The organism is Streptomyces sp. NPDC008313, from assembly GCF_042956125.1.
Classification (GTDB): Bacteria; Actinomycetota; Actinomycetes; order Streptomycetales; family Streptomycetaceae; genus Streptomyces.
Genome location: NZ_JBIBFR010000018.1, coordinates 105,460 through 123,018, shown reverse-complemented (window position 1 = coordinate 123,018; position 17,559 = coordinate 105,460). Strand labels below are relative to the sequence as shown.

The window sequence follows — 17,559 nt, the reverse complement described above, 5'->3', positions numbered from 1 at the left end:
CTAGCGACCCCCTACAGCTTCATCAGGCCGGCGTCGTCGACCGAGGCCGAGTGGCGGGAACGGAACAGCGACACGATGATCGCGAGCCCGACCACGACCTCCGCGGCGGCGACGACCATCGTGAAGAAGGCGATGATCTGGCCGTCGAGATTGCCGTGCATCCGGGAGAAGGCGACGAACGCGAGGTTGCACGCGTTGAGCATGAGCTCGATGCACATGAACACCACGATCGCGTTCCGCCTGATCAGCACCCCGGTGGCGCCGATCGTGAACAACAGGGCGGCGAGGTAGAGGTAGTTGACGGGATTCACTTCTTCGCCTCCTCGGTCCGGCCGAGGCGGTCGGTCGCGCTCTGCTCCAGGGCCTTCAGGTCGTTCAGCGCCTCGCTCGACACGTCACGGATCTGCCCGCGGCGGCGCAGCGTCTTGTTGACGGTGAGCTCGGACGGGGTGCCGTCCGGGAGGAGGCCCGCGATGTCCACCGCGTTGTGCCGGGCGTAGACGCCGGGCGCAGGCAGCGGCGGCAGGTGCTTGCCCTCGCGCACGCGCTGCTCGGCCAGCTCGCGCTGGGTCTTGGCGCGCTCGGTGCGCTCCCGGTGGGTGAGCACCATGGCACCGACGGTGGCCGTGATGAGCAGGGCGCCGGTGATCTCGAAGGCGAACACGTACTTCGTGAAGAGGAGGGCCGCGAGGCCCTCCACGTTGCCGCCGGCGTTGGCTTTGCTCAGGCCGTTGAACTCGCTGACGGAGGCGTTGCCGATGCCCGCGAAGAGCAGGATGCCGAAGCCGAGCCCGCACAGCAGGGCCAGCCAGCGCTGGCCCTTGATGGTCTCCTTCAGGGAGTCGGCGGCGGTGACACCGACGAGCATGACCACGAAGAGGAACAGCATCATGATCGCGCCGGTGTAGACGACGACCTGGACGATGCCCAGGAAGTAGGCGCCGTTGGCGAGGTAGAACACGGCCAGGACGATCATGGTCCCGGCCAGGCAGAGCGCGCTGTGCACGGCCTTCTTCATGAAGACGGTGCACAGGGCGCCGATCACGGCGACGGTGCCGAGGACCCAGAACTGGACGGCCTCGCCCGTCGAGGTCGCGTAGGCGGCGAGCTGCGTCATCGGCCGTTCACCTTCTCCGACGCCGGTTCGTCCTCACCGAAGGTCGAGGAGGCCTCCTGCGGCACCTCGCCCTTGGAGAGGGCCACCTGCCGCTCCGTACCCGGTGCGGCCTCGGTCACCAGGCCCCGGTAGTAGTCCTGCTCGTCCATGCCGGGGAAGATCGAGTGCGGGCTGTCGACCATGCCCTCGTCGAGACCGGCGAGCAGCTGCTCCTTGGTGTAGATGAGGTTGGCGCGGCTGCTGTCGGCCAGCTCGAACTCGTTGGTCATCGTGAGCGCGCGCGTGGGGCACGCCTCGATGCACAGCCCGCACAGGATGCAGCGGGCGTAGTTGATCTGGTAGACGCGGCCGTACCGCTCGCCCGGCGAGTAGCGCTCCTCGTCGGTGTTGTCCGCGCCCTCCACGTAGATGGCGTCCGCGGGACAGGCCCAGGCGCACAGCTCGCAGCCGATGCACTTCTCCAGACCGTCGGGGTGACGGTTGAGCTGGTGCCGGCCGTGGAACCGGGGGGCGGTGGTCTTCGGCTGCTCCGGGTACTGCTCGGTCAGCCGCTTCTTGAACATGGCCTTGAAGGTCACGCCGAAGCCGGCGACCGGATTCAGGAAACCGGGTGTGGTGTCCTTCGGCTCCTCAGCCATCGGACCCCTCCTTTCCGTCGCGAGATCCGCCAAGCGATCCGTCACTCTCAGTATCGGACCCACCACTGACAATCAGCTCCCGCTCCCGACGCGGGGTCCGCCGGGGCACCGGTGGCAGCGTCTGTCCCGGCAGCGGCGGTACGGGGAATCCGCCCGCCATCGGGTCGAACGCGGCGGGCTCCTCCTGCTCGGGGCCGTCCTTGCGGCCGCGGTCGCGGAACACGTCCGCGACGTAGGAGAGCAGCAGCAGGACGAGGACACCGCCGCCGATGTAGAGCGCGATGTCGGCGAAGTCGTAGTTCTCGTTCTGCAGGGTCCGCACGGTCGCGACGAGCATCAGCCAGACCACGGAGACCGGGATCAGGACCTTCCAGCCGAGCTTCATCAGCTGGTCGTAGCGCACGCGCGGGAGCGTGCCGCGCAGCCAGATGAAGAAGAACAGCAGCAGCTGGACCTTCACCACGAACCAGAGCATCGGCCACCAGCCGTGGTTGGCGCCCTCCCAGAAGGTGCTGATGGGCCACGGGGCCCGCCAGCCGCCCAGGAAGAGGGTCGTGGAGACCGCCGAGACCGTCACCATGTTCACGTACTCGGCGAGCATGAAGAGCGCGAACTTGATGGACGAGTACTCGGTGTTGAAGCCGCCGACGAGGTCTCCCTCGGACTCCGGCATGTCGAAGGGCGCGCGGTTGGTCTCGCCGACCATCGTCACGATGTAGATCAGGAACGACACCGGCAGCAGCACGATGTACCAGCGGTCGTGCTGCTGCTCGACGATCGTGGACGTCGACATCGACCCCGAGTACAGGAACACCGAGGCGAAGGCGGCGCCCATGGCGATCTCGTACGAGATCATCTGCGCGCACGAGCGCAGGCCGCCGAGCAGCGGGTACGTCGACCCGGAGCTCCAGCCGGCCAGCACGATGCCGTAGATGCCGACCGAGGCGACCGCGAGGATGTAGAGCATCGCGATCGGCAGGTCGGTGAGCTGCATCGTGGTGCGCTGCCCGAAGATCGAGACCTCGTTGCCCGCGGGCCCGAAGGGGATCACGGCGATCGCCATGAACGCGGGGATCGCGGCGACGATCGGCGCGAGGACGTAGACGACCTTGTCCGCGCGCTTGACGATGACGTCTTCCTTGAGCATCAGCTTGATGCCGTCGGCGAGCGACTGGAGCATGCCCCAGGGGCCGTGCCGGTTGGGGCCGATGCGCAGCTGCATCCAGGCGACGACCTTGCGCTCCCACACGATGGAGAAGAGCACGGTCACCATCAGGAAGGCGAAGCAGAAGACGGCCTTGACGACGACCAGCCACCACGGGTCGGTGCCGAACAGCGAGAGGTCTTCCGCGGCGAGGTTCGCAGTCATGCCTCCACCTCCTTGAGGGCCTCGGAGGCGAGCGTCGCCGGGCCGATGCGGACGAGGGCGCCGGGCAGCGCCCCCGTGTCCGAGGCGACGCCTCCCCCGGCGGAGTTCAGCGGGAGCCAGACCACGCGGTCGGGCATCTCGGTGACCTGGAGCGGGAGCGCCACCGTCCCGGTGGGGCCGGTGACCTCGAGGACGTCGCCGTCCTTGACGCCCGCCTCGGCGGCCGTGGCGGGCGACACGCGCGCGTGTGCGGCGTGCCGCGTGCCGGCCAGCGCCTCGTCGCCCTCCTGGAGGCGGCCCTGGTCGAGCAGCAGCCGGTGGCCCGCGAGGACGGCCTCTCCGGCGGCGGGCCGCGGCAGCGGCTCCGCGGTCTCCAGCGGCCCGGTGGCGCGCGGCCCGTCCCAGCCGCCGAGGCGGTCCAGCTCGGCGCGCGCGGTGCGCAGGTCGGGCAGACCGAGGTGGACGTCCATGGCGTCCGCGAGCATCTGCAGCACCCGCATGTCGGGCGGCGCGAGCCTGCGGGTCATCTGGTCGGGCTTCAGCGCGGCCTCGAACGACCGCGCCCTGCCCTCCCAGTCGAGGAACGTTCCGGCCTTCTCGACGACCGCGGCGACCGGCAGGACGACGTCGGCGTGCTCGGTGACGTCACCGGGGCGCAGTTCCAGCGACACCAGGAAGCCGACCTCGGACAGGGCCGTACGCGCGCGTGCCGGGTCGGGAAGGTCGGCGACCTCCACGCCCGCCACCACCAGGGCCCGCAGTTCGCCCGTGGCGGCGGCCTCGACGATCTCGCCGGTGTCGCGGCCGTAGCGGTGGGGCAGCGCGGCGACGCCCCAGGCGACGGCGACCTCGTCCCGCGCGCGCGGGTCGGTGGCCGGACGGCCGCCGGGCAGCAGCGCGGGCAGGGCGCCCGCCTCGACCGCGCCCCGCTCACCGGCCCGGCGCGGGATCCACACCAGCCGGGCGCCGGTCGCGGCCGACGCCCGTACGGCGGCGGTGAACCCGCCCCGCACGGCGGCCAGCCGCTCGCCGACGGCGATCACGGCGCCCTCGGCGCGCAGCGCCTCGGACGCCTTCGCCCCGTCGCCGTCCAGCCCGACGCCGCTCGCGAGCGCGTCCAGCCACTCGGTCTCGGTGCCCGGCGCGGCGGGCAGCAGGGTGCCTCCGGCCTTCTCCAGACCCCGGGTGGCGTGGGTGGCCAGCGCGAACGACCGCTGGCCGTGTCCGCGCCAGGCCTTGCGCAGCCGCAGGAAGACGCCGGGCGCCTCCTCCTCGGACTCCAGACCGGCGAGCAGCACGGCGGGCGCCTGCTCCAGCGAGGAGTAGGTGACCCCCGTCCCGTCGAGGTCCCGTCCGCGTCCGGCGACTTGGGCGGCCAGGAACTCGGCCTCCTCGGCGCTGTGCACGCGCGCGCGGAAGTCGATGTCGTTGGTGTCGAGGGCCACCCGCGCGAACTTGCTGTACGCGTAGGCGTCCTCGACGGTGAGACGGCCGCCGGTGAGCACACCGGTCCGTCCGCGGGCCGCGAGCAGACCCTCGGCCGCCGCCCGCAGGGCCTCCGGCCAGGAGGCGGGCTCCAGCTCACCCGACGCGCCGCGCACCAGCGGCGTCGTCAGCCGGTCGGGCCGCTGGGCGTAGCGGAAGCCGAACCGCCCCTTGTCGCACAGCCACTCCTCGTTGACCTCGGGGTCCGGGGAGGCCAGCCGCCGCATGACCTTGCCGCGCCGGTGGTCGGTGCGGGTGGCGCAGCCGCCGGAGCAGTGCTCGCACACGGAGTGCGAGGAGACGAGGTCGAAGGGGCGGGAGCGGAAGCGGTAGGCGGCCGATGTCAGCGCGCCGACGGGGCAGATCTGGATGGTGTTTCCGGAGAAGTACGACTCGAAGGGGTCGCCCTCGCCGGTGCCGATCTGCTGGAGGGCGCCCCGCTCCACCATCTCGATCATCGGGTCGCCGGCGATCTGGTTGCTGAACCGCGTGCAGCGGGCGCACAGCACGCAGCGCTCGCGGTCGAGCAGGACCTGGGTGGAGATCGGGACCGGCTTCTCGTACGTCCGCTTCTTCCCGTCGAAGCGGGATTCGGCGTTGCCGTGCGACATCGCCTGGTTCTGCAGGGGGCACTCGCCGCCCTTGTCGCAGACCGGGCAGTCCAGCGGGTGGTTGATGAGCAGCAGCTCCATCACGCCGTGCTGGGCCTTCTCGGCCACGGGCGAGGTGAGGTGGGTCTTCACCACCATCCCGTCCGTGCAGGTGATCGTGCAGGACGCCATGGGCTTGCGCTGGCCCTCGACCTCGACGATGCACTGGCGGCAGGCGCCGGCCGGGTCGAGGAGCGGGTGGTCGCAGAACCGAGGGATCTCGATGCCGAGCTGCTCGGCGGCCCGGATGACCAGGGTGCCCTTGGGCACGCTGATCCCGGCGCCGTCGATCGTCAGCGAGACGAGGTCCTCCTGCGCGGCCGCGGCTTCGCCGCCCCCGGAAGGAGCGCTGGTGGGGGCCGTCATGCGTTCACCTCCGTGTGCTTGTCCGCCCAGGCGGTCGACTTGGCCGGGTCGAAGGGGCAGCCGCGGCCGGTGATGTGCTGCTCGTACTCCTCGCGGAAGTACTTGAGCGAGGAGAAGATCGGTGAGGCGGCGCCGTCACCGAGGGCGCAGAACGCCTTGCCGTTGATGTTGTCGGCGATGTCGTTCAGCTTGTCGAGGTCGGACATGACGCCCTTGCCCGCCTCGATGTCGCGCATCAGCTGCACCAGCCAGTACGTCCCCTCGCGGCAGGGCGTGCACTTGCCGCAGGACTCGTGGGCGTAGAACTCGGTCCACCGGGTGACGGCCCGGACGACGCAGGTGGTCTCGTCGAAGCACTGCAGGGCCTTGGTGCCGAGCATCGATCCGGCGGCGCCGACGCCCTCGTAGTCCAGTGGGACGTCGAGGTGCTCGTCGGTGAACATCGGGGTCGAGGAGCCGCCGGGCGTCCAGAACTTGAGCCGGTGGCCGGGCCGCATCCCGCCGCTCATGTCGAGCAGCTGGCGCAGCGTGATGCCGAGCGGGGCCTCGTACTGGCCGGGGTTGGTGACGTGGCCGCTGAGCGAGTAGAGCGTGAAGCCCGGGGACTTCTCGCTGCCCATCGACCGGAACCATTCCTTGCCCTTGTGCAGGATGGCGGGAACCGAGGCGATCGATTCGACGTTGTTCACCACGGTGGGGCACGCGTAGAGACCCGCGACGGCGGGGAAGGGGGGACGCAGGCGCGGCTGGCCGCGGCGCCCTTCGAGCGAGTCGAGCAGCGCGGTCTCCTCGCCGCAGATGTACGCGCCCGCGCCCGCGTGCACGGTGAGCTGGAGGTCGAGTCCGCTGCCCAGGATGTTCTCGCCGAGGTAGCCCGCCGCGTAGGCCTCGCGGACGGCCTCGTGCAGCCGGCGCAGTACGGGGACGACCTCGCCGCGCAGGTAGATGAAGGCGTGCGACGACCGGATCGCGTAGCAGGCGATCACGATGCCCTCGATGAGGCTGTGCGGGTTCGCGAAGAGGAGCGGGATGTCCTTGCAGGTTCCCGGCTCCGACTCGTCGGCGTTGACCACGAGGTAGTGGGGCTTGCCGTCGCCCTGCGGAATGAACTGCCACTTCATTCCGGTGGGGAATCCGGCGCCGCCCCGGCCGCGCAGCCCGGACTCCTTCACATAGGCGATGAGGTCGTCCGGCGACATGGCGAGGGCCTTGCGCAGACCCTCGTAGCCGTCGTGTCTGCGGTAGACGTCCAGCGTCCAGGACTCGTCCTCGTCCCAGAAGGCCGACAGCACGGGCGCGAGCAGCTTCTCGGGGCTGTTTCCGCCCCCGGCCTCCGGCCCGGAGGCACCCCCGTATTGGGTGGACACGGTCATCACTCCCCCTCCTCGGCGACAGGACCCGCCGGGTGGGACGGGTCGGAGGCCGATGTGTCCTGCGGCGCGTCGTGCGAGCTCAGGTGCTCGGTCGGCGACGGCTCGTGCGCGGGCGCGTCGTGCGCCGCGTCCTGGGCGGTGCCCGCGCCCCGCGGGTGCACCACGCGCGCGGGGGACGTCTCGCCCTTGGCCAGCCGCAGCCCGATCAGGGAGGCGGGGCCGGCGCCGCCGGTCGCCTCGACGGCTCCGGGCCGCTCGTCGGGGAAGCCGGCCAGGATGCGGGCGGTGTCCTTGAAGGTGCACAGGGGGGCGCCGCGGGTCGGCTCGACCTGTGTCCCCGCGCGCAGGTCGTCGACCAGGCGCTTCGCGGACTGCACGGTCTGGTTGTCGAAGAACTCCCAGTTGACCATCACGACCGGGGCGAAGTCGCAGGCCGCGTTGCACTCGATGTGCTCCAGCGTGACCTTGCCGTCGCCGGTGGTCTCGCCGTTGCCGACACCGAGGTGGTCCTGGAGGGCCTCGAAGATGGCGTCGCCGCCCATGACCGCGCACAGGGTGTTGGTGCAGACGCCGACCTGGTAGTCACCGCTCGGCTTGCGCCGGTACATGGTGTAGAAGGTGGCGACCGCGGTGACCTCGGCCGTGGTGAGGCCCAGGATCTCGGCGCAGAACTGCATGCCCGTGCGCGTGACGTGCCCTTCTTCCGCCTGCGTGAGGTGCAGCATCGGCAGCAGGGCGGAGCGGGAGTCCGGGTAGCGGGCGATGATCTCGCGGGCGTCGGCCTCGAGCCGGGCCCGGACGTCGTCCGGATAGGCGGGCGCGGGCAGTTGCGGCATGCCCAGGCTGACGCCCTCGGAGGGGGTGGTGGTCACCGGTCGACGCCTCCCATCACGGGGTCGATGGACGCGACGGCGACGATGACGTCGGCGACCTGGCCGCCCTCGCACATCGCCGCCATGGCCTGAAGGTTGGTGAAGGACGGGTCGCGGAAGTGGACCCGGTAGGGCCGGGTGCCGCCGTCGGACACGACGTGCACCCCCAGCTCGCCCTTGGGTGACTCGACCGCCGCGTACGCCTGGCCGGGCGGGACGCGGAAGCCCTCGGTCACCAGCTTGAAGTGGTGGATCAGGGCCTCCATGGAGGTGCCCATGATCTTCTTGATGTGGTCGAGGGAGTTGCCGAGGCCGTCGGGGCCGAGCGCGAGCTGGGCGGGCCAGGCGATCTTCTTGTCCTCGACCATGACCGGGCCGGGGGCGAGCCGGTCCAGGCACTGCTCGACGATCCGCAGCGACTGGCGCATCTCCTCCAGGCGGATCAGGAACCGCCCGTAGGAGTCGCAGGTGTCGGCGGTCGGGACGTCGAAGTCGTACGTCTCGTAGCCGCAGTACGGCTGCGCCTTGCGCAGGTCGTGCGGGAGGCCGGCCGAGCGCAGGATCGGGCCGGTCGCCCCGAGGGCCATGCAGCCGGTCAGGTCGAGGTGGCCGACGTCCTGCATACGGGCCTTGAAGATGGGGTTCCCGGTGGCGAGCTTGTCGTACTCGGGAAGGTTCTTCCACATCTTCTTGACGAACTCGCGGATCTGGTCGACCGCGCCCGGGGGCAGGTCCTGGGCGAGTCCGCCCGGCCGGATGTACGCGTGGTTCATCCGCAGGCCGGTGATCAGTTCGTAGATGTCGAGAATGAGTTCACGATCACGGAATCCGTAGATCATGATCGTGGTGGCGCCGAGCTCCATGCCGCCGGTGGCCAGGCACACCAGGTGCGAGGAGAGCCGGTTGAGCTCCATCAGGAGTACGCGGACGACCGAGGCCCGGTCGGGGATCTGGTCCTCGATGCCGAGGAGCTTCTCGACGGCCAGGCAGTACGCCGTCTCGTTGAAGAACGGCGTCAGGTAGTCCATGCGCGTCACGAACGTGGTGCCCTGCGTCCACGTGCGGTACTCGAGGTTCTTCTCGATGCCGGTGTGCAGGTAGCCGATGCCGCAGCGGGCCTCGGTGACCGTCTCGCCGTCGATCTCCAGGATGAGCCGGAGGACGCCGTGCGTGGAGGGGTGCTGGGGCCCCATGTTGACGATGATGCGTTCGTCGTCGGCCTTCGCCGCCGTCTCGACGACCTCGTCCCAGTCGCCGCCGGTGACCGTGTAGACGGGGCCCTCGGTGGTCTCACGGGCCGATGCTGACTGTGACTGCGTGCTCACGAGTACGACCTCCGCTGGTCCGGAGCCGGGATCTGGGCGCCCTTGTACTCGACGGGGATGCCGCCGAGGGGGTAGTCCTTGCGCTGCGGGAAGCCCTGCCAGTCGTCCGGCATCATGATCCGCGTCAGCGCCGGGTGGCCGTCGAAGACCAGGCCGAAGAAGTCGTACGTCTCGCGCTCGTGCCAGTCGTTCGTCGGGTAGACGGAGACCAGGGACGGGACGTGCGGGTCCGAATCCGGGGCGCTGACCTCCAGGCGGATCAGCCGGTTGTGGGTGATCGAGCGCAGGTGGTAGACGGCGTGCAGCTCGCGGCCCTTGTCCTCGGGGTAGTGGACTCCGCTCACCCCGGTGCAGAGCTCGAAGCGCAGTGCCGGGTCGTCCCTCAGGGTCCTGGCGACGCGGACCAGGTGCTCCCGCTCGATGTGGAAGGTCATCTCGTCGCGGTCGACGACCGTCTTCTCGATGACGTTGCCCGGGAGGAGGTCCTGCTCCTCCAGGGCGCCCTCCAGCTCGTCGGCGACCTCGTCGAACCAGCCGCCGTAGGGGCGGGCGGCCGGGCCGGGGAGCCGGATGGAGCGGACCAGGCCGCCGTAGCCGGAGGTGTCGCCGCCGTTGTCGGCGCCGAACATGCCGCGCTGGACGCGGATCTCCTCGCCCTGGTCGCCCCGCTGGCCCGGAAGGTTGGAGGCGCCGAGGTCCTTCTCGGGGTTCACCCCGTTGCCGTTCGCGTCGCTCACCGCAGCAGGCCCTTCATCTCGATGGTGGGAAGCGCCTTGAGCGCAGCTTCCTCCGCCTCGCGGGCCGCCTCCTCGGCGTTGACGCCGAGCTTGGAGGTCTGGATCTTCTGGTGGAGCTTGAGGATCGCGTCCATCAGCATCTCGGGGCGCGGCGGGCAGCCGGGCAGGTAGATGTCGACGGGGACGATGTGATCGACGCCCTGGACGATCGCGTAGTTGTTGAACATCCCGCCCGAGGAGGCGCAGACCCCCATGGAGATCACCCACTTGGGGTTGGGCATCTGGTCGTAGACCTGCCGCAGCACCGGCGCCATCTTCTGGCTGACCCGTCCGGCGACGATCATCAGGTCGGCCTGGCGCGGTGATCCGCGGAAGACCTCCATGCCGAAGCGCGCCAGGTCGTAGCGGCCGGCGCCTGTCGTCATCATCTCGATGGCGCAACAGGCGAGGCCGAACGTGGCCGGGAAGACGGACGACTTGCGCACCCAGCCGGCGGCCTGCTCGACGGTGGTCAGCAGGAATCCGCTCGGCAGCTTTTCTTCGAGTCCCATGTCCTAAGGCCCCTCAGTCCCATTCCAGCCCGCCGCGCCGCCACACGTACGCGTACGCGACGAAGACGGTGAGCACGAAGAGCAGCATCTCCACGAGCCCGAAAACACCCAGGGCGTCGAAGGTGACGGCCCAGGGGTAGAGGAAGACGATCTCGATGTCGAAGACGATGAAGAGCATCGCCGTCAGGTAGTACTTGATGGGGAAACGCCCGCCGCCGGCCGGCGTGGGGGTCGGCTCGATGCCGCACTCGTAGGCCTCGAGCTTGGCCCGGTTGTAGCGCTTTGGACCGATAAGCGTGGCCATGACCACGGAGAAGATCGCAAAGCCTGCCCCGAGGGCTCCCAGTACGAGGATGGGCGCATACGCGTTCACCGCTCCTCGCTCCTCTCAGTCGGCACTGACTGCTGGCGGGGCCTCCCCCGCCCGCTCGCCGCGTGGCCGAGAGCCGGGGAGGCTTCGTACCGGGCCCGCTCGCCGCCCCGTCCGTCCCGTGAACTCCGTGCGTCCCGACGAAGATCGCGTACATGTGAAGCAGGTCACAAGCCCAACTGCCCCGCATCCTATGCCCGCCGGTCTGTGATCTGCGACACGGGGTACGACAACGCCTTTGTGATCTCCACCACCTGGCAGACGATCATCAGGTCGGATGAGCGGTGATCTTCACACGTGAGGCGTCCGAGTGGTCACCAGACGTGACATTTCCGCGCGTTGCCGCTGGTAAGGGGTGCGTCTCCATATCAAGAGGCTTCTCGTGCATGCAAATTGGTGCTGGACGGAAGCCCTTGATAGAGGGCCCGGGCGACTCCTCCTCACGCGTACGGGGGAGGGGGTCGGCGAAGAGGGGCGCGTGCCCGCGTTCACGAGCGGACGAGACGGGACACTCACGCCGAAAAGCGGTCGACTCCCCCCACCCCCGGCCGGCCGCACCCGCCGCCGCGGACCATCACCTCGCGGCGGCCCGCCCCTCCCGCCCCGGACGGCCGTCGTTCCCGCGCGGGACGCACGCCGGGCGGTGACCGTTCCGTGACCTGCGCCACATCCGTGTGTGGCTCCGACAAGCCGGGCTTGGCCACGCGGTGCGACTGGTGGTAAGCAGCGGGCAATCCGGACGTAATGCGGAAACACCATGATCACAGGCATGATCAACTCTGCCCGCAATGCCCGTTACGGCGTCAATAGGACGCGACGCGCCCGGGATTCACCGGTTGATTGAACAACTGTGGCGCAGCACACGTTTCTTGAAGGTATGAGGGAGCCCCTGATACCGGTTGTACCCATGTCCCACACCGCTCACATACGCAGCCACCGGAAGCCCCGCCGCAGCGCGTCGAAGCTCGCGATGCGCGCCGGAGTTGCCGGTGGCGTCCTCAGCACCCTGGCAGTGGCCGGCGCGTCGGGTGCGGCCAACGCCGCTGAGCCCGTGACGCAGACCGTCGAACTGCCCACGCTCACCGCCGACCTGTCCGCTCAGGTCGCCCAGTCCGCGGACGCCACGGAGCAGACCGCGGCCGACTACCAGCTGCGGGCCGAGCGTGACGCGGCCGCCGAGAAGGCGGCCGAGGAGGCCAAGCAGGACCTGGCCGTCGCCAAGAAGAAGGCGGAGGCCAAGAAGAAGGCCGAGGCCGAGGCGAAGCGCCAGGCCGCCGCCGACCGCGCCTCGCGGTCCTCCGACCGCACCACGCTCTCCGCGTCCGCGGACGTCTCCGCCCCGGCCAGCGGCAGCGTCGCGACCGTCATCAGCTTCCTCAAGGCTCAGGTCGGCGACGCCTACGTCATGGGCGGCACGGGCCCCAACTCGTGGGACTGCTCGGGTCTGGTGCAGGCCGCGTTCCGGCAGGCCGGTGTGGACCTGCCGCGCGTCTCCGGCGCCCAGTCGACGGCCGGCACGCAGGTCTCCCTGTCCAACGTCCAGGTCGGCGACATCCTCTACTGGGGTTCGGCCGGTTCCGCCTACCACGTGGGCGTCTACATCGGTAACGGCCAGTACCTCGACGCGGCCAACCCGTCCAAGGGCGTCGTGATCCAGGACCTGTCGGGCTACCCGGCGACCGGCGCGGTCCGCGTCCTCTGACGACCGGCCCCGCTCCACCGCGTACGGCGAAGGGCGGCCTCCCCACGACGGGGAGGCCGCCCTTCGGTCTGCTCCGAGGCCCTGCGCCGGGCCGCGCGGGCTCCCGGCGCCCGTGTGCGGCGCCGGTGTCCCTCGCGGGTGTCCGGCGCCGGGAGCCCGGCCGCTACGCCTTCGGGGCCACCTTGGACAGGCCGTTGATGATGCGGTCCATCGCGTCGCCGCCCGTGGGGTCGGTGAGGTTGGCGAGCATCTTCAGCGTGAACTTCATCAGCATCGGGTGGGTGAGGCCGCGCTGGGCGGCGATCTTCATGATCTTCGGGTTGCCGATGAGCTTCACGAAGGCGCGGCCCAGCGTGTAGTAGCCGCCGTAGGTGTCCTTGAGGATCTTCGGGTAGTTGTGCAGGGCCAGCTCGCGCTGGGCCGGGGTGGCGCGGGCGTGCGCCTGGACGATGACGTCGGCGGCGAGCTGCCCCGACTCCATGGCGTAGGCGATCCCCTCGCCGTTGAAGGGGTTCACCAGGCCGCCCGCGTCGCCGACGAGGAGCAGGCCCTTGGTGTAGTGCGGCTGGCGGTTGAAGGCCATCGGCAGGGCGGCGCCGCGGATCGGTCCGGTCATGTTGTCCGGGGTGTAGCCCCAGTCCTCCGGCATCGAGGCGCACCAGGCCTTCAGCACCTCGCGCCAGTCCAGCTCCTTGAAGGAGTCGGAGGTGTTGAGGACGCCGAGGCCGACGTTCGACGTGCCGTCGCCCATGCCGAAGATCCAGCCGTAGCCGGGCAGCAGACGGTCCTCGCCCGGCCCCCGGCGGTCCCACAGCTCCAGCCAGGACTCCAGGTAGTCGTCTTCGTGGCGGGGGGAGGTGAAGTACGTGCGCACCGCGACGCCCATCGGACGGTCCTCGCGGCGGTGCAGGCCCATGGCCAGCGACAGCCGGGTCGAGTTGCCGTCGGCCGCGACGACGAGCGGCGCGTGGAAGGTGACCTCGCGCTTCTCCTCGCCGAGCTTCGCGTGCACGCCCGTGATGCGGCCCGTACGGGCGTCGGTGACCGGGGCTCCGACGTTGCAGCGCTCGTACAGCCGCGCGCCCGCCTTCTGCGCCTGCCGGGCCAGCTGCTCGTCGAAGTCGTCCCGCTTGCGGACGAGTCCGTAGTCGGGATAGCTGGCGAGATCCGGCCAGTCCAGCTGGAGGCGGACCCCGCCGCCGATGATCCGCAGGCCCTTGTTGCGCAGCCAGCCGGCCTCTTCCGAGATGTCGATGCCCATCGCCACGAGCTGCTTGGTGGCGCGCGGCGTCAGTCCGTCGCCGCAGACCTTCTCCCTCGGGAACGCGGTCTTCTCGAGCAGCAGGACGTCGAGTCCGGCCTTCGCCAGGTAGTACGCCGTGGTGGAACCGGCGGGCCCGGCGCCGACGACGATCACATCGGCGGTGTGTTCGGAGAGGGGCTCGGTCACGGCGGGTTCTCCCCAAGGTTCGAAATCTGCGTGCTGACGGGCACTGGACATGGGCAGTCTATGCAGCGGTACTGATCACCTGCCGGAAGGGCCCGCCCCGTGAACGCCGTGAACCGAGCACTGCCCGCCGTACGACTGCGGGTCCCCACCGACGAGGACGCCGTCGCCTGGCACCGGATCTTCGCCGACCCCGACGTCATGGAGTTCCACGGCGGCAGGCCGGCCGAACTCTCCGTCTACGAGGAGCTGACCGCGCGCCAGCGCCGGCACGACGCCGAGCTGGGTTTCTGTCTGTGGACGCTGGTCGACGCCTCCGGGGAGGCCGTCGGTTTCACGGGCGCGCAGCCCTGGCCGCACGCCTGGGGTCCGGCCGGGCAGATCGAGATCGGCTGGCGGCTCGGCCGGGCGCACTGGGGCAAGGGGTACGTCACGGCGGCGGCGCGCACCACTCTGGAGCGGGTGCGTGCGGCGGGCGTCCCGAGCGTGGTCGCGATGGTCAACGCGCGCAACGAGCGTTCGGTCGCGGTGACCAGACGCCTCGGCATGGAACTGGCGGAGACGTTCGTGACGCCGGTGTCGCAGCAGCAGGGGTACCGCTTCCGGCTCGACCTCTGACGCCGGCGGCGGCCGGGACACGGAAGGGCGCGGAGGGCGCGGAGGGCGCCCTCATCGTCCGGCCCCGGCCCCGGCCCCGGAGCGGGCGGGGGCGCGGGAGCCGCGCCGGACGGGCCCGGACGCGCCGGGCGATCCGTCCGGGGTCCTCAGGTGAGCTTCCAGGTGTCCAGGGCGACGCGGAACGTCTCGGAGAGTCCGGCCTCCCAGGTGTCGTCGTGCCCGACGATCATGATCGCGTACTCGGTGCCGTCGTCGGCGACGTAGCCCTGGTCCTTGGCGTGGACGGTCCGCCCCGACGCGTCGGTGTACGTGTACTCCCAGACCGCGCCCGCGCGCCCCTGGAAGGTGTTCCGCTCCAGCGTCACGCGGTGGTAGTCGTCGTCCTTCTTCCTGGCCGTCTTCTCCAGCGTCACGAAGTTGTCGTACGAGGTGTAGCCCGCGTCCGCGATGACGCCGACCTGGATGTGCTCCAGGCCGGTCGATCCCGCGTACGTCACCTGCGTACCGTTCTTGACGCCTTCGCGGGCCCAGACGTCGGGGACGCCGAGGGAGAAGCCCATCGGGTCGGTGAGCCGGTGGTAGCCGTCCGGGACGCGGTCCACCGAGGAGCCGTCGTCGTCGGACTCCTGCGCGCCGGTGTCCGTGGCGTCGCCGGTGGCCTCGTCCGTGGCCTCGTCGGCCGGGGTCTGCGAGGGGTTGGCCGGCGCCGTGGACGACGACTTGGTCCTCGGCTTGTCGGAGTCGTCCTTCCCGTGGTCCTGCCAGAGCAGCACGCCGGCCGCCGCGCCGCCCCCGACGACCAGCGCGACCACCAGGGTCACCGCCCAGACGAAGCCGCGGCCACGCCCTCCGGGGGCCTTCGGCGGCGTCTGGCCGAGCTGCAGGACGTACGGGTCGGACTCGCCCGGAGCGGGTGCGGGCACGGGGTAGGGGGCGGGGGTGGAGAAGGCGGCGGGCGCGGGCGGCTGCGGGGCGGTGGCCGGGTGCTGCGCGGGCGTGCCGGGCGGCGGCTGCGGGGCGGCGGGCTGCTGCGGCGCCGCGGCGCCCTCCGCGCCGACGGCGCCGGCCGCACCGGCCGGGTGGGGCGTCCCGTAACCGGCGGGGGCACTCGGCATGGGCGGGACGGGGGGTGCGATCAGGCCGGTCCTGGCGCCGGCCATCTGCATCAGGTACGGGGCGAGGAAGGCGGCGACGAAGATCCACAGCAGGCCGAACAGCAGGGAGTCCGGGATGCTCAGGCCCCCGTGCACCGAGCCGCCGACGGAGCCGCCGGAACCGTAGTCGAACCCGTAGTCCGAGCCGGAACCGTAGTCCGAGCCGGAGCCGGAGCCGTAGTCCGACCCCGACCCGTAGTCGTAGTCCGAGCCGTAGCCCGACCCGCCGGCCGACCGCGCGTGTGCCTCCCAGCCGAAGCCGCCGATCCCCGCGAGCAGCAGGAACAGGCCGAAGAAGACGCCCGCGGCCAGCATCTGCTCGCGCCGGTCGGCGGAGCGGCGCGCGGCCATGACGCCGATGGTCAGCGCGCACACGAGGCCGAGGGCCAGCGCGCCCACGATCGCCCAGGAGTTGGTGACGTCGCCGAGTTCGGACAGGCCGAACGACTCGTGCTCGTACCCGCTGCCGTAGGACGAGGAACCCCCGCGCGCCTCCGCCTCGACCGGAGCGCCCCACGACATCCCGAGGGCCGCCACGGCGAGGTTGGGCAGCACGAGCAGGGCCGCGAGCAGCGGCGGGATCCCGTCCGAGTCCCCGGAGTCGTTCAGCTCGTCGATCTGGGCGAGGCAGATGAACGCGACGACGGAGCAGAGCACCAGGACGACGGTCAGGGCGCGCAGCGCGGTCCCGGTCGCGCGGAACAGCGCCTGGATCCCCGGGCGTCCGGCCAGCCGGTGGGCCAGGTCGTCGCGGTGCAGCACACCGCCGGTCACCAGCAGCGTGAGGAACAGGGTGCCCAGGGCCGCGAGCCACGGCGACGAGGAGATCCGTACCGCCCCGGCGAGCGTCGGCCGGGCGAAGAGACCGAGGACGAACACCGCCACCGTCGCCAGGAGGGTGATCCGCACCGCGGCCTCCAGTCCGGCGGTCCGGCCCGCGCCCGGCGCGAAGCCGCCCTGGCCCGCCCCGTACTGCAGGGACCGCCGGGCGGTCCGCGTGCGCAGCAGCCGGGCGCCGACGAGGAGCATGGCGATCCACAGCGCGGTGACGGTGAGCGGCACCAGGTTCAGCGAGGAGCCTCCGCGCAGGTCGAGGTCGTCGGCCAGGCTGCCCCCGTACGACGAACCGGCGGCCGCCTTCACCTCGAACCCGCCGCCGAGGGCCTGGAGCAGCGCGGCGAGGGCGACCTGCACGCGGTCGCCGAAGCCGATGACGACGTCCCCGCCGTCATCGGCCTGCCCGTACGAGGGGATCGCCAGCGCGAGGGCGGCGACCAGCAGCAGTCCCACGGGCCACAGCGCGGCCTGTACGGCGCCCGCCCAGTCACCGCGGAAGAGCCGGCCGAAAAAGGCGCCGAAGGGCGAGGGCGGGGCGGCTACGGCCGCGCCGGGGGCGTACGCGGGAAACGGCGCGGGGGCGGAGGGTGCCGCCGGTGCGAAGGGAGCCGACGCGGGCGGCGCCGGGGGCGGTGCCGGCGCGGACGCGGGCGCCGGGGGCAGGGCGGGGGCGGGCCCGGCCGCGGGAGGCAGGGCGGGTGCGGAGGCGGGCGCTGTCGGCAGGGGAGGCCGTTCCCGCCCGCACTTCATGCAGAAGCGCGCCTCGTCCGGAGCGGGTGCTCCGCAGTGCGGGCAGTACAACGCCATGGAAACGCTCCGTCATCCAGGAAAGCCGAGAGCAGAAGCGCCCGGGGAAGGAACCGGAAAGCCGGCTGCCGCGGGCCGTGCACGCACGCCCGCGACATCAACGGACACAGTTTCCCATTGACCGGTTCCCGACAACGGTCA

At 71.1% G+C, this 17,559-nt stretch carries 15 protein-coding genes; 2 read left to right on the top strand and 13 right to left on the bottom strand.

Annotated elements, in window-relative coordinates; genetic code table 11:
- Positions 1-11: 11 nt before the first annotated feature.
- Genes nuoK through ACFY93_RS24025 form a run of 11 tightly spaced genes read right to left on the bottom strand, consistent with a single transcriptional unit; the run spans position 12 to position 10,856 of the window.
- The gene (gene nuoK / locus ACFY93_RS24075) at positions 12-311 is read right to left on the bottom strand and encodes an NADH-quinone oxidoreductase subunit NuoK (RefSeq protein WP_391362582.1); all 300 of its coding nucleotides are present in this window, start codon (positions 309-311) and stop codon (positions 12-14) included.
- Complete coding sequence (locus ACFY93_RS24070) at positions 308-1,117, bottom strand: NADH-quinone oxidoreductase subunit J (RefSeq protein WP_391362580.1); 810 nt, start codon at positions 1,115-1,117, stop codon at positions 308-310. The genes nuoK and ACFY93_RS24070 overlap by 4 nt, the downstream gene beginning before the upstream one ends.
- Positions 1,114-1,755, bottom strand: coding sequence for an NADH-quinone oxidoreductase subunit NuoI (gene nuoI / locus ACFY93_RS24065; RefSeq protein WP_391362577.1), 642 nt, complete (start codon positions 1,753-1,755; stop codon positions 1,114-1,116). The genes ACFY93_RS24070 and nuoI overlap by 4 nt, the downstream gene beginning before the upstream one ends.
- Positions 1,748-3,124, bottom strand: coding sequence for an NADH-quinone oxidoreductase subunit NuoH (gene nuoH, locus ACFY93_RS24060; RefSeq protein WP_391362575.1), 1,377 nt, complete (start codon positions 3,122-3,124; stop codon positions 1,748-1,750). Before nuoH ends, nuoI begins: the two co-directional genes overlap by 8 nt.
- The gene (locus tag ACFY93_RS24055; protein ID WP_391362572.1) at positions 3,121-5,625 is read right to left on the bottom strand and encodes an NADH-quinone oxidoreductase subunit G; all 2,505 of its coding nucleotides are present in this window, start codon (positions 5,623-5,625) and stop codon (positions 3,121-3,123) included. The genes nuoH and ACFY93_RS24055 overlap by 4 nt, the downstream gene beginning before the upstream one ends.
- Entirely contained in the window at positions 5,622-6,998 is a 1,377-nt protein-coding gene (gene nuoF / locus ACFY93_RS24050) for an NADH-quinone oxidoreductase subunit NuoF (protein ID WP_391362569.1), read from the bottom strand. Before nuoF ends, ACFY93_RS24055 begins: the two co-directional genes overlap by 4 nt.
- Positions 6,998-7,870, bottom strand: a complete 873-nt coding sequence (nuoE, locus tag ACFY93_RS24045; RefSeq protein ID WP_391362566.1) for an NADH-quinone oxidoreductase subunit NuoE — start codon at positions 7,868-7,870, stop codon at positions 6,998-7,000. Before nuoE ends, nuoF begins: the two co-directional genes overlap by 1 nt.
- Positions 7,867-9,195, bottom strand: coding sequence for an NADH-quinone oxidoreductase subunit D (locus tag ACFY93_RS24040; RefSeq protein ID WP_391362563.1), 1,329 nt, complete (start codon positions 9,193-9,195; stop codon positions 7,867-7,869). Before ACFY93_RS24040 ends, nuoE begins: the two co-directional genes overlap by 4 nt.
- The gene (locus ACFY93_RS24035; RefSeq protein ID WP_391362561.1) at positions 9,192-9,932 is read right to left on the bottom strand and encodes an NADH-quinone oxidoreductase subunit C; all 741 of its coding nucleotides are present in this window, start codon (positions 9,930-9,932) and stop codon (positions 9,192-9,194) included. The genes ACFY93_RS24040 and ACFY93_RS24035 overlap by 4 nt, the downstream gene beginning before the upstream one ends.
- Positions 9,929-10,483 (bottom strand): NADH-quinone oxidoreductase subunit B family protein, encoded by a 555-nt coding sequence (locus tag ACFY93_RS24030; RefSeq protein WP_010041554.1) that lies wholly within the window; start codon positions 10,481-10,483, stop codon positions 9,929-9,931. The genes ACFY93_RS24035 and ACFY93_RS24030 overlap by 4 nt, the downstream gene beginning before the upstream one ends.
- A gap of 13 nt (positions 10,484-10,496) precedes the next feature.
- Positions 10,497-10,856 carry an NADH-quinone oxidoreductase subunit A gene (locus tag ACFY93_RS24025; RefSeq protein ID WP_007383963.1) on the bottom strand — a complete coding sequence of 120 codons (360 nt, stop codon included), beginning with the start codon at positions 10,854-10,856 and terminating at the stop codon, positions 10,497-10,499.
- 874 nt (positions 10,857-11,730) lie between these two features.
- On the opposite strand from ACFY93_RS24025, the gene ACFY93_RS24020 reads away from it, so the two are divergent.
- Positions 11,731-12,555 (top strand): NlpC/P60 family protein, encoded by an 825-nt coding sequence (locus ACFY93_RS24020; RefSeq protein WP_391362559.1) that lies wholly within the window; start codon positions 11,731-11,733, stop codon positions 12,553-12,555.
- Positions 12,556-12,718: 163 nt separating this feature from the next.
- Here the strand turns inward: ACFY93_RS24020 and ACFY93_RS24015 are convergent, their stop codons facing one another.
- Entirely contained in the window at positions 12,719-14,056 is a 1,338-nt protein-coding gene (locus ACFY93_RS24015; protein ID WP_391362556.1) for a geranylgeranyl reductase family protein, read from the bottom strand.
- Positions 14,057-14,113: 57 nt separating this feature from the next.
- On the opposite strand from ACFY93_RS24015, the gene ACFY93_RS24010 reads away from it, so the two are divergent.
- Positions 14,114-14,620 carry a GNAT family N-acetyltransferase gene (locus ACFY93_RS24010; protein ID WP_391362676.1) on the top strand — a complete coding sequence of 169 codons (507 nt, stop codon included), beginning with the start codon at positions 14,114-14,116 and terminating at the stop codon, positions 14,618-14,620.
- Between the two features lie 146 nt (positions 14,621-14,766).
- Here ACFY93_RS24010 and ACFY93_RS24005 read toward each other — a convergent pair whose 3' ends face one another.
- Complete coding sequence (locus ACFY93_RS24005) at positions 14,767-17,418, bottom strand: zinc-ribbon domain-containing protein (protein ID WP_391362554.1); 2,652 nt, start codon at positions 17,416-17,418, stop codon at positions 14,767-14,769.
- Between the last annotated feature and the right edge of the window lie 141 nt (positions 17,419-17,559).

Coding starts and splice junctions, on each gene's coding strand:
- ACFY93_RS24070 (WP_391362580.1), bottom strand. CDS start 1,117: ATGACGCAGCTCGCCGCCTACGCGACCTCGACGGGCGAGGCCGTCCAG.
- nuoI (WP_391362577.1), bottom strand. CDS start 1,755: ATGGCTGAGGAGCCGAAGGACACCACACCCGGTTTCCTGAATCCGGTC.
- nuoH (WP_391362575.1), bottom strand. CDS start 3,124: ATGACTGCGAACCTCGCCGCGGAAGACCTCTCGCTGTTCGGCACCGAC.
- ACFY93_RS24055 (WP_391362572.1), bottom strand. CDS start 5,625: ATGACGGCCCCCACCAGCGCTCCTTCCGGGGGCGGCGAAGCCGCGGCC.
- nuoF (WP_391362569.1), bottom strand. CDS start 6,998: ATGACCGTGTCCACCCAATACGGGGGTGCCTCCGGGCCGGAGGCCGGG.
- ACFY93_RS24030 (WP_010041554.1), bottom strand. CDS start 10,483: ATGGGACTCGAAGAAAAGCTGCCGAGCGGATTCCTGCTGACCACCGTC.
- ACFY93_RS24020 (WP_391362559.1), top strand. CDS start 11,731: ATGAGGGAGCCCCTGATACCGGTTGTACCCATGTCCCACACCGCTCAC.
- ACFY93_RS24015 (WP_391362556.1), bottom strand. CDS start 14,056: ATGTCCAGTGCCCGTCAGCACGCAGATTTCGAACCTTGGGGAGAACCC.
- ACFY93_RS24005 (WP_391362554.1), bottom strand. CDS start 17,418: ATGGCGTTGTACTGCCCGCACTGCGGAGCACCCGCTCCGGACGAGGCG.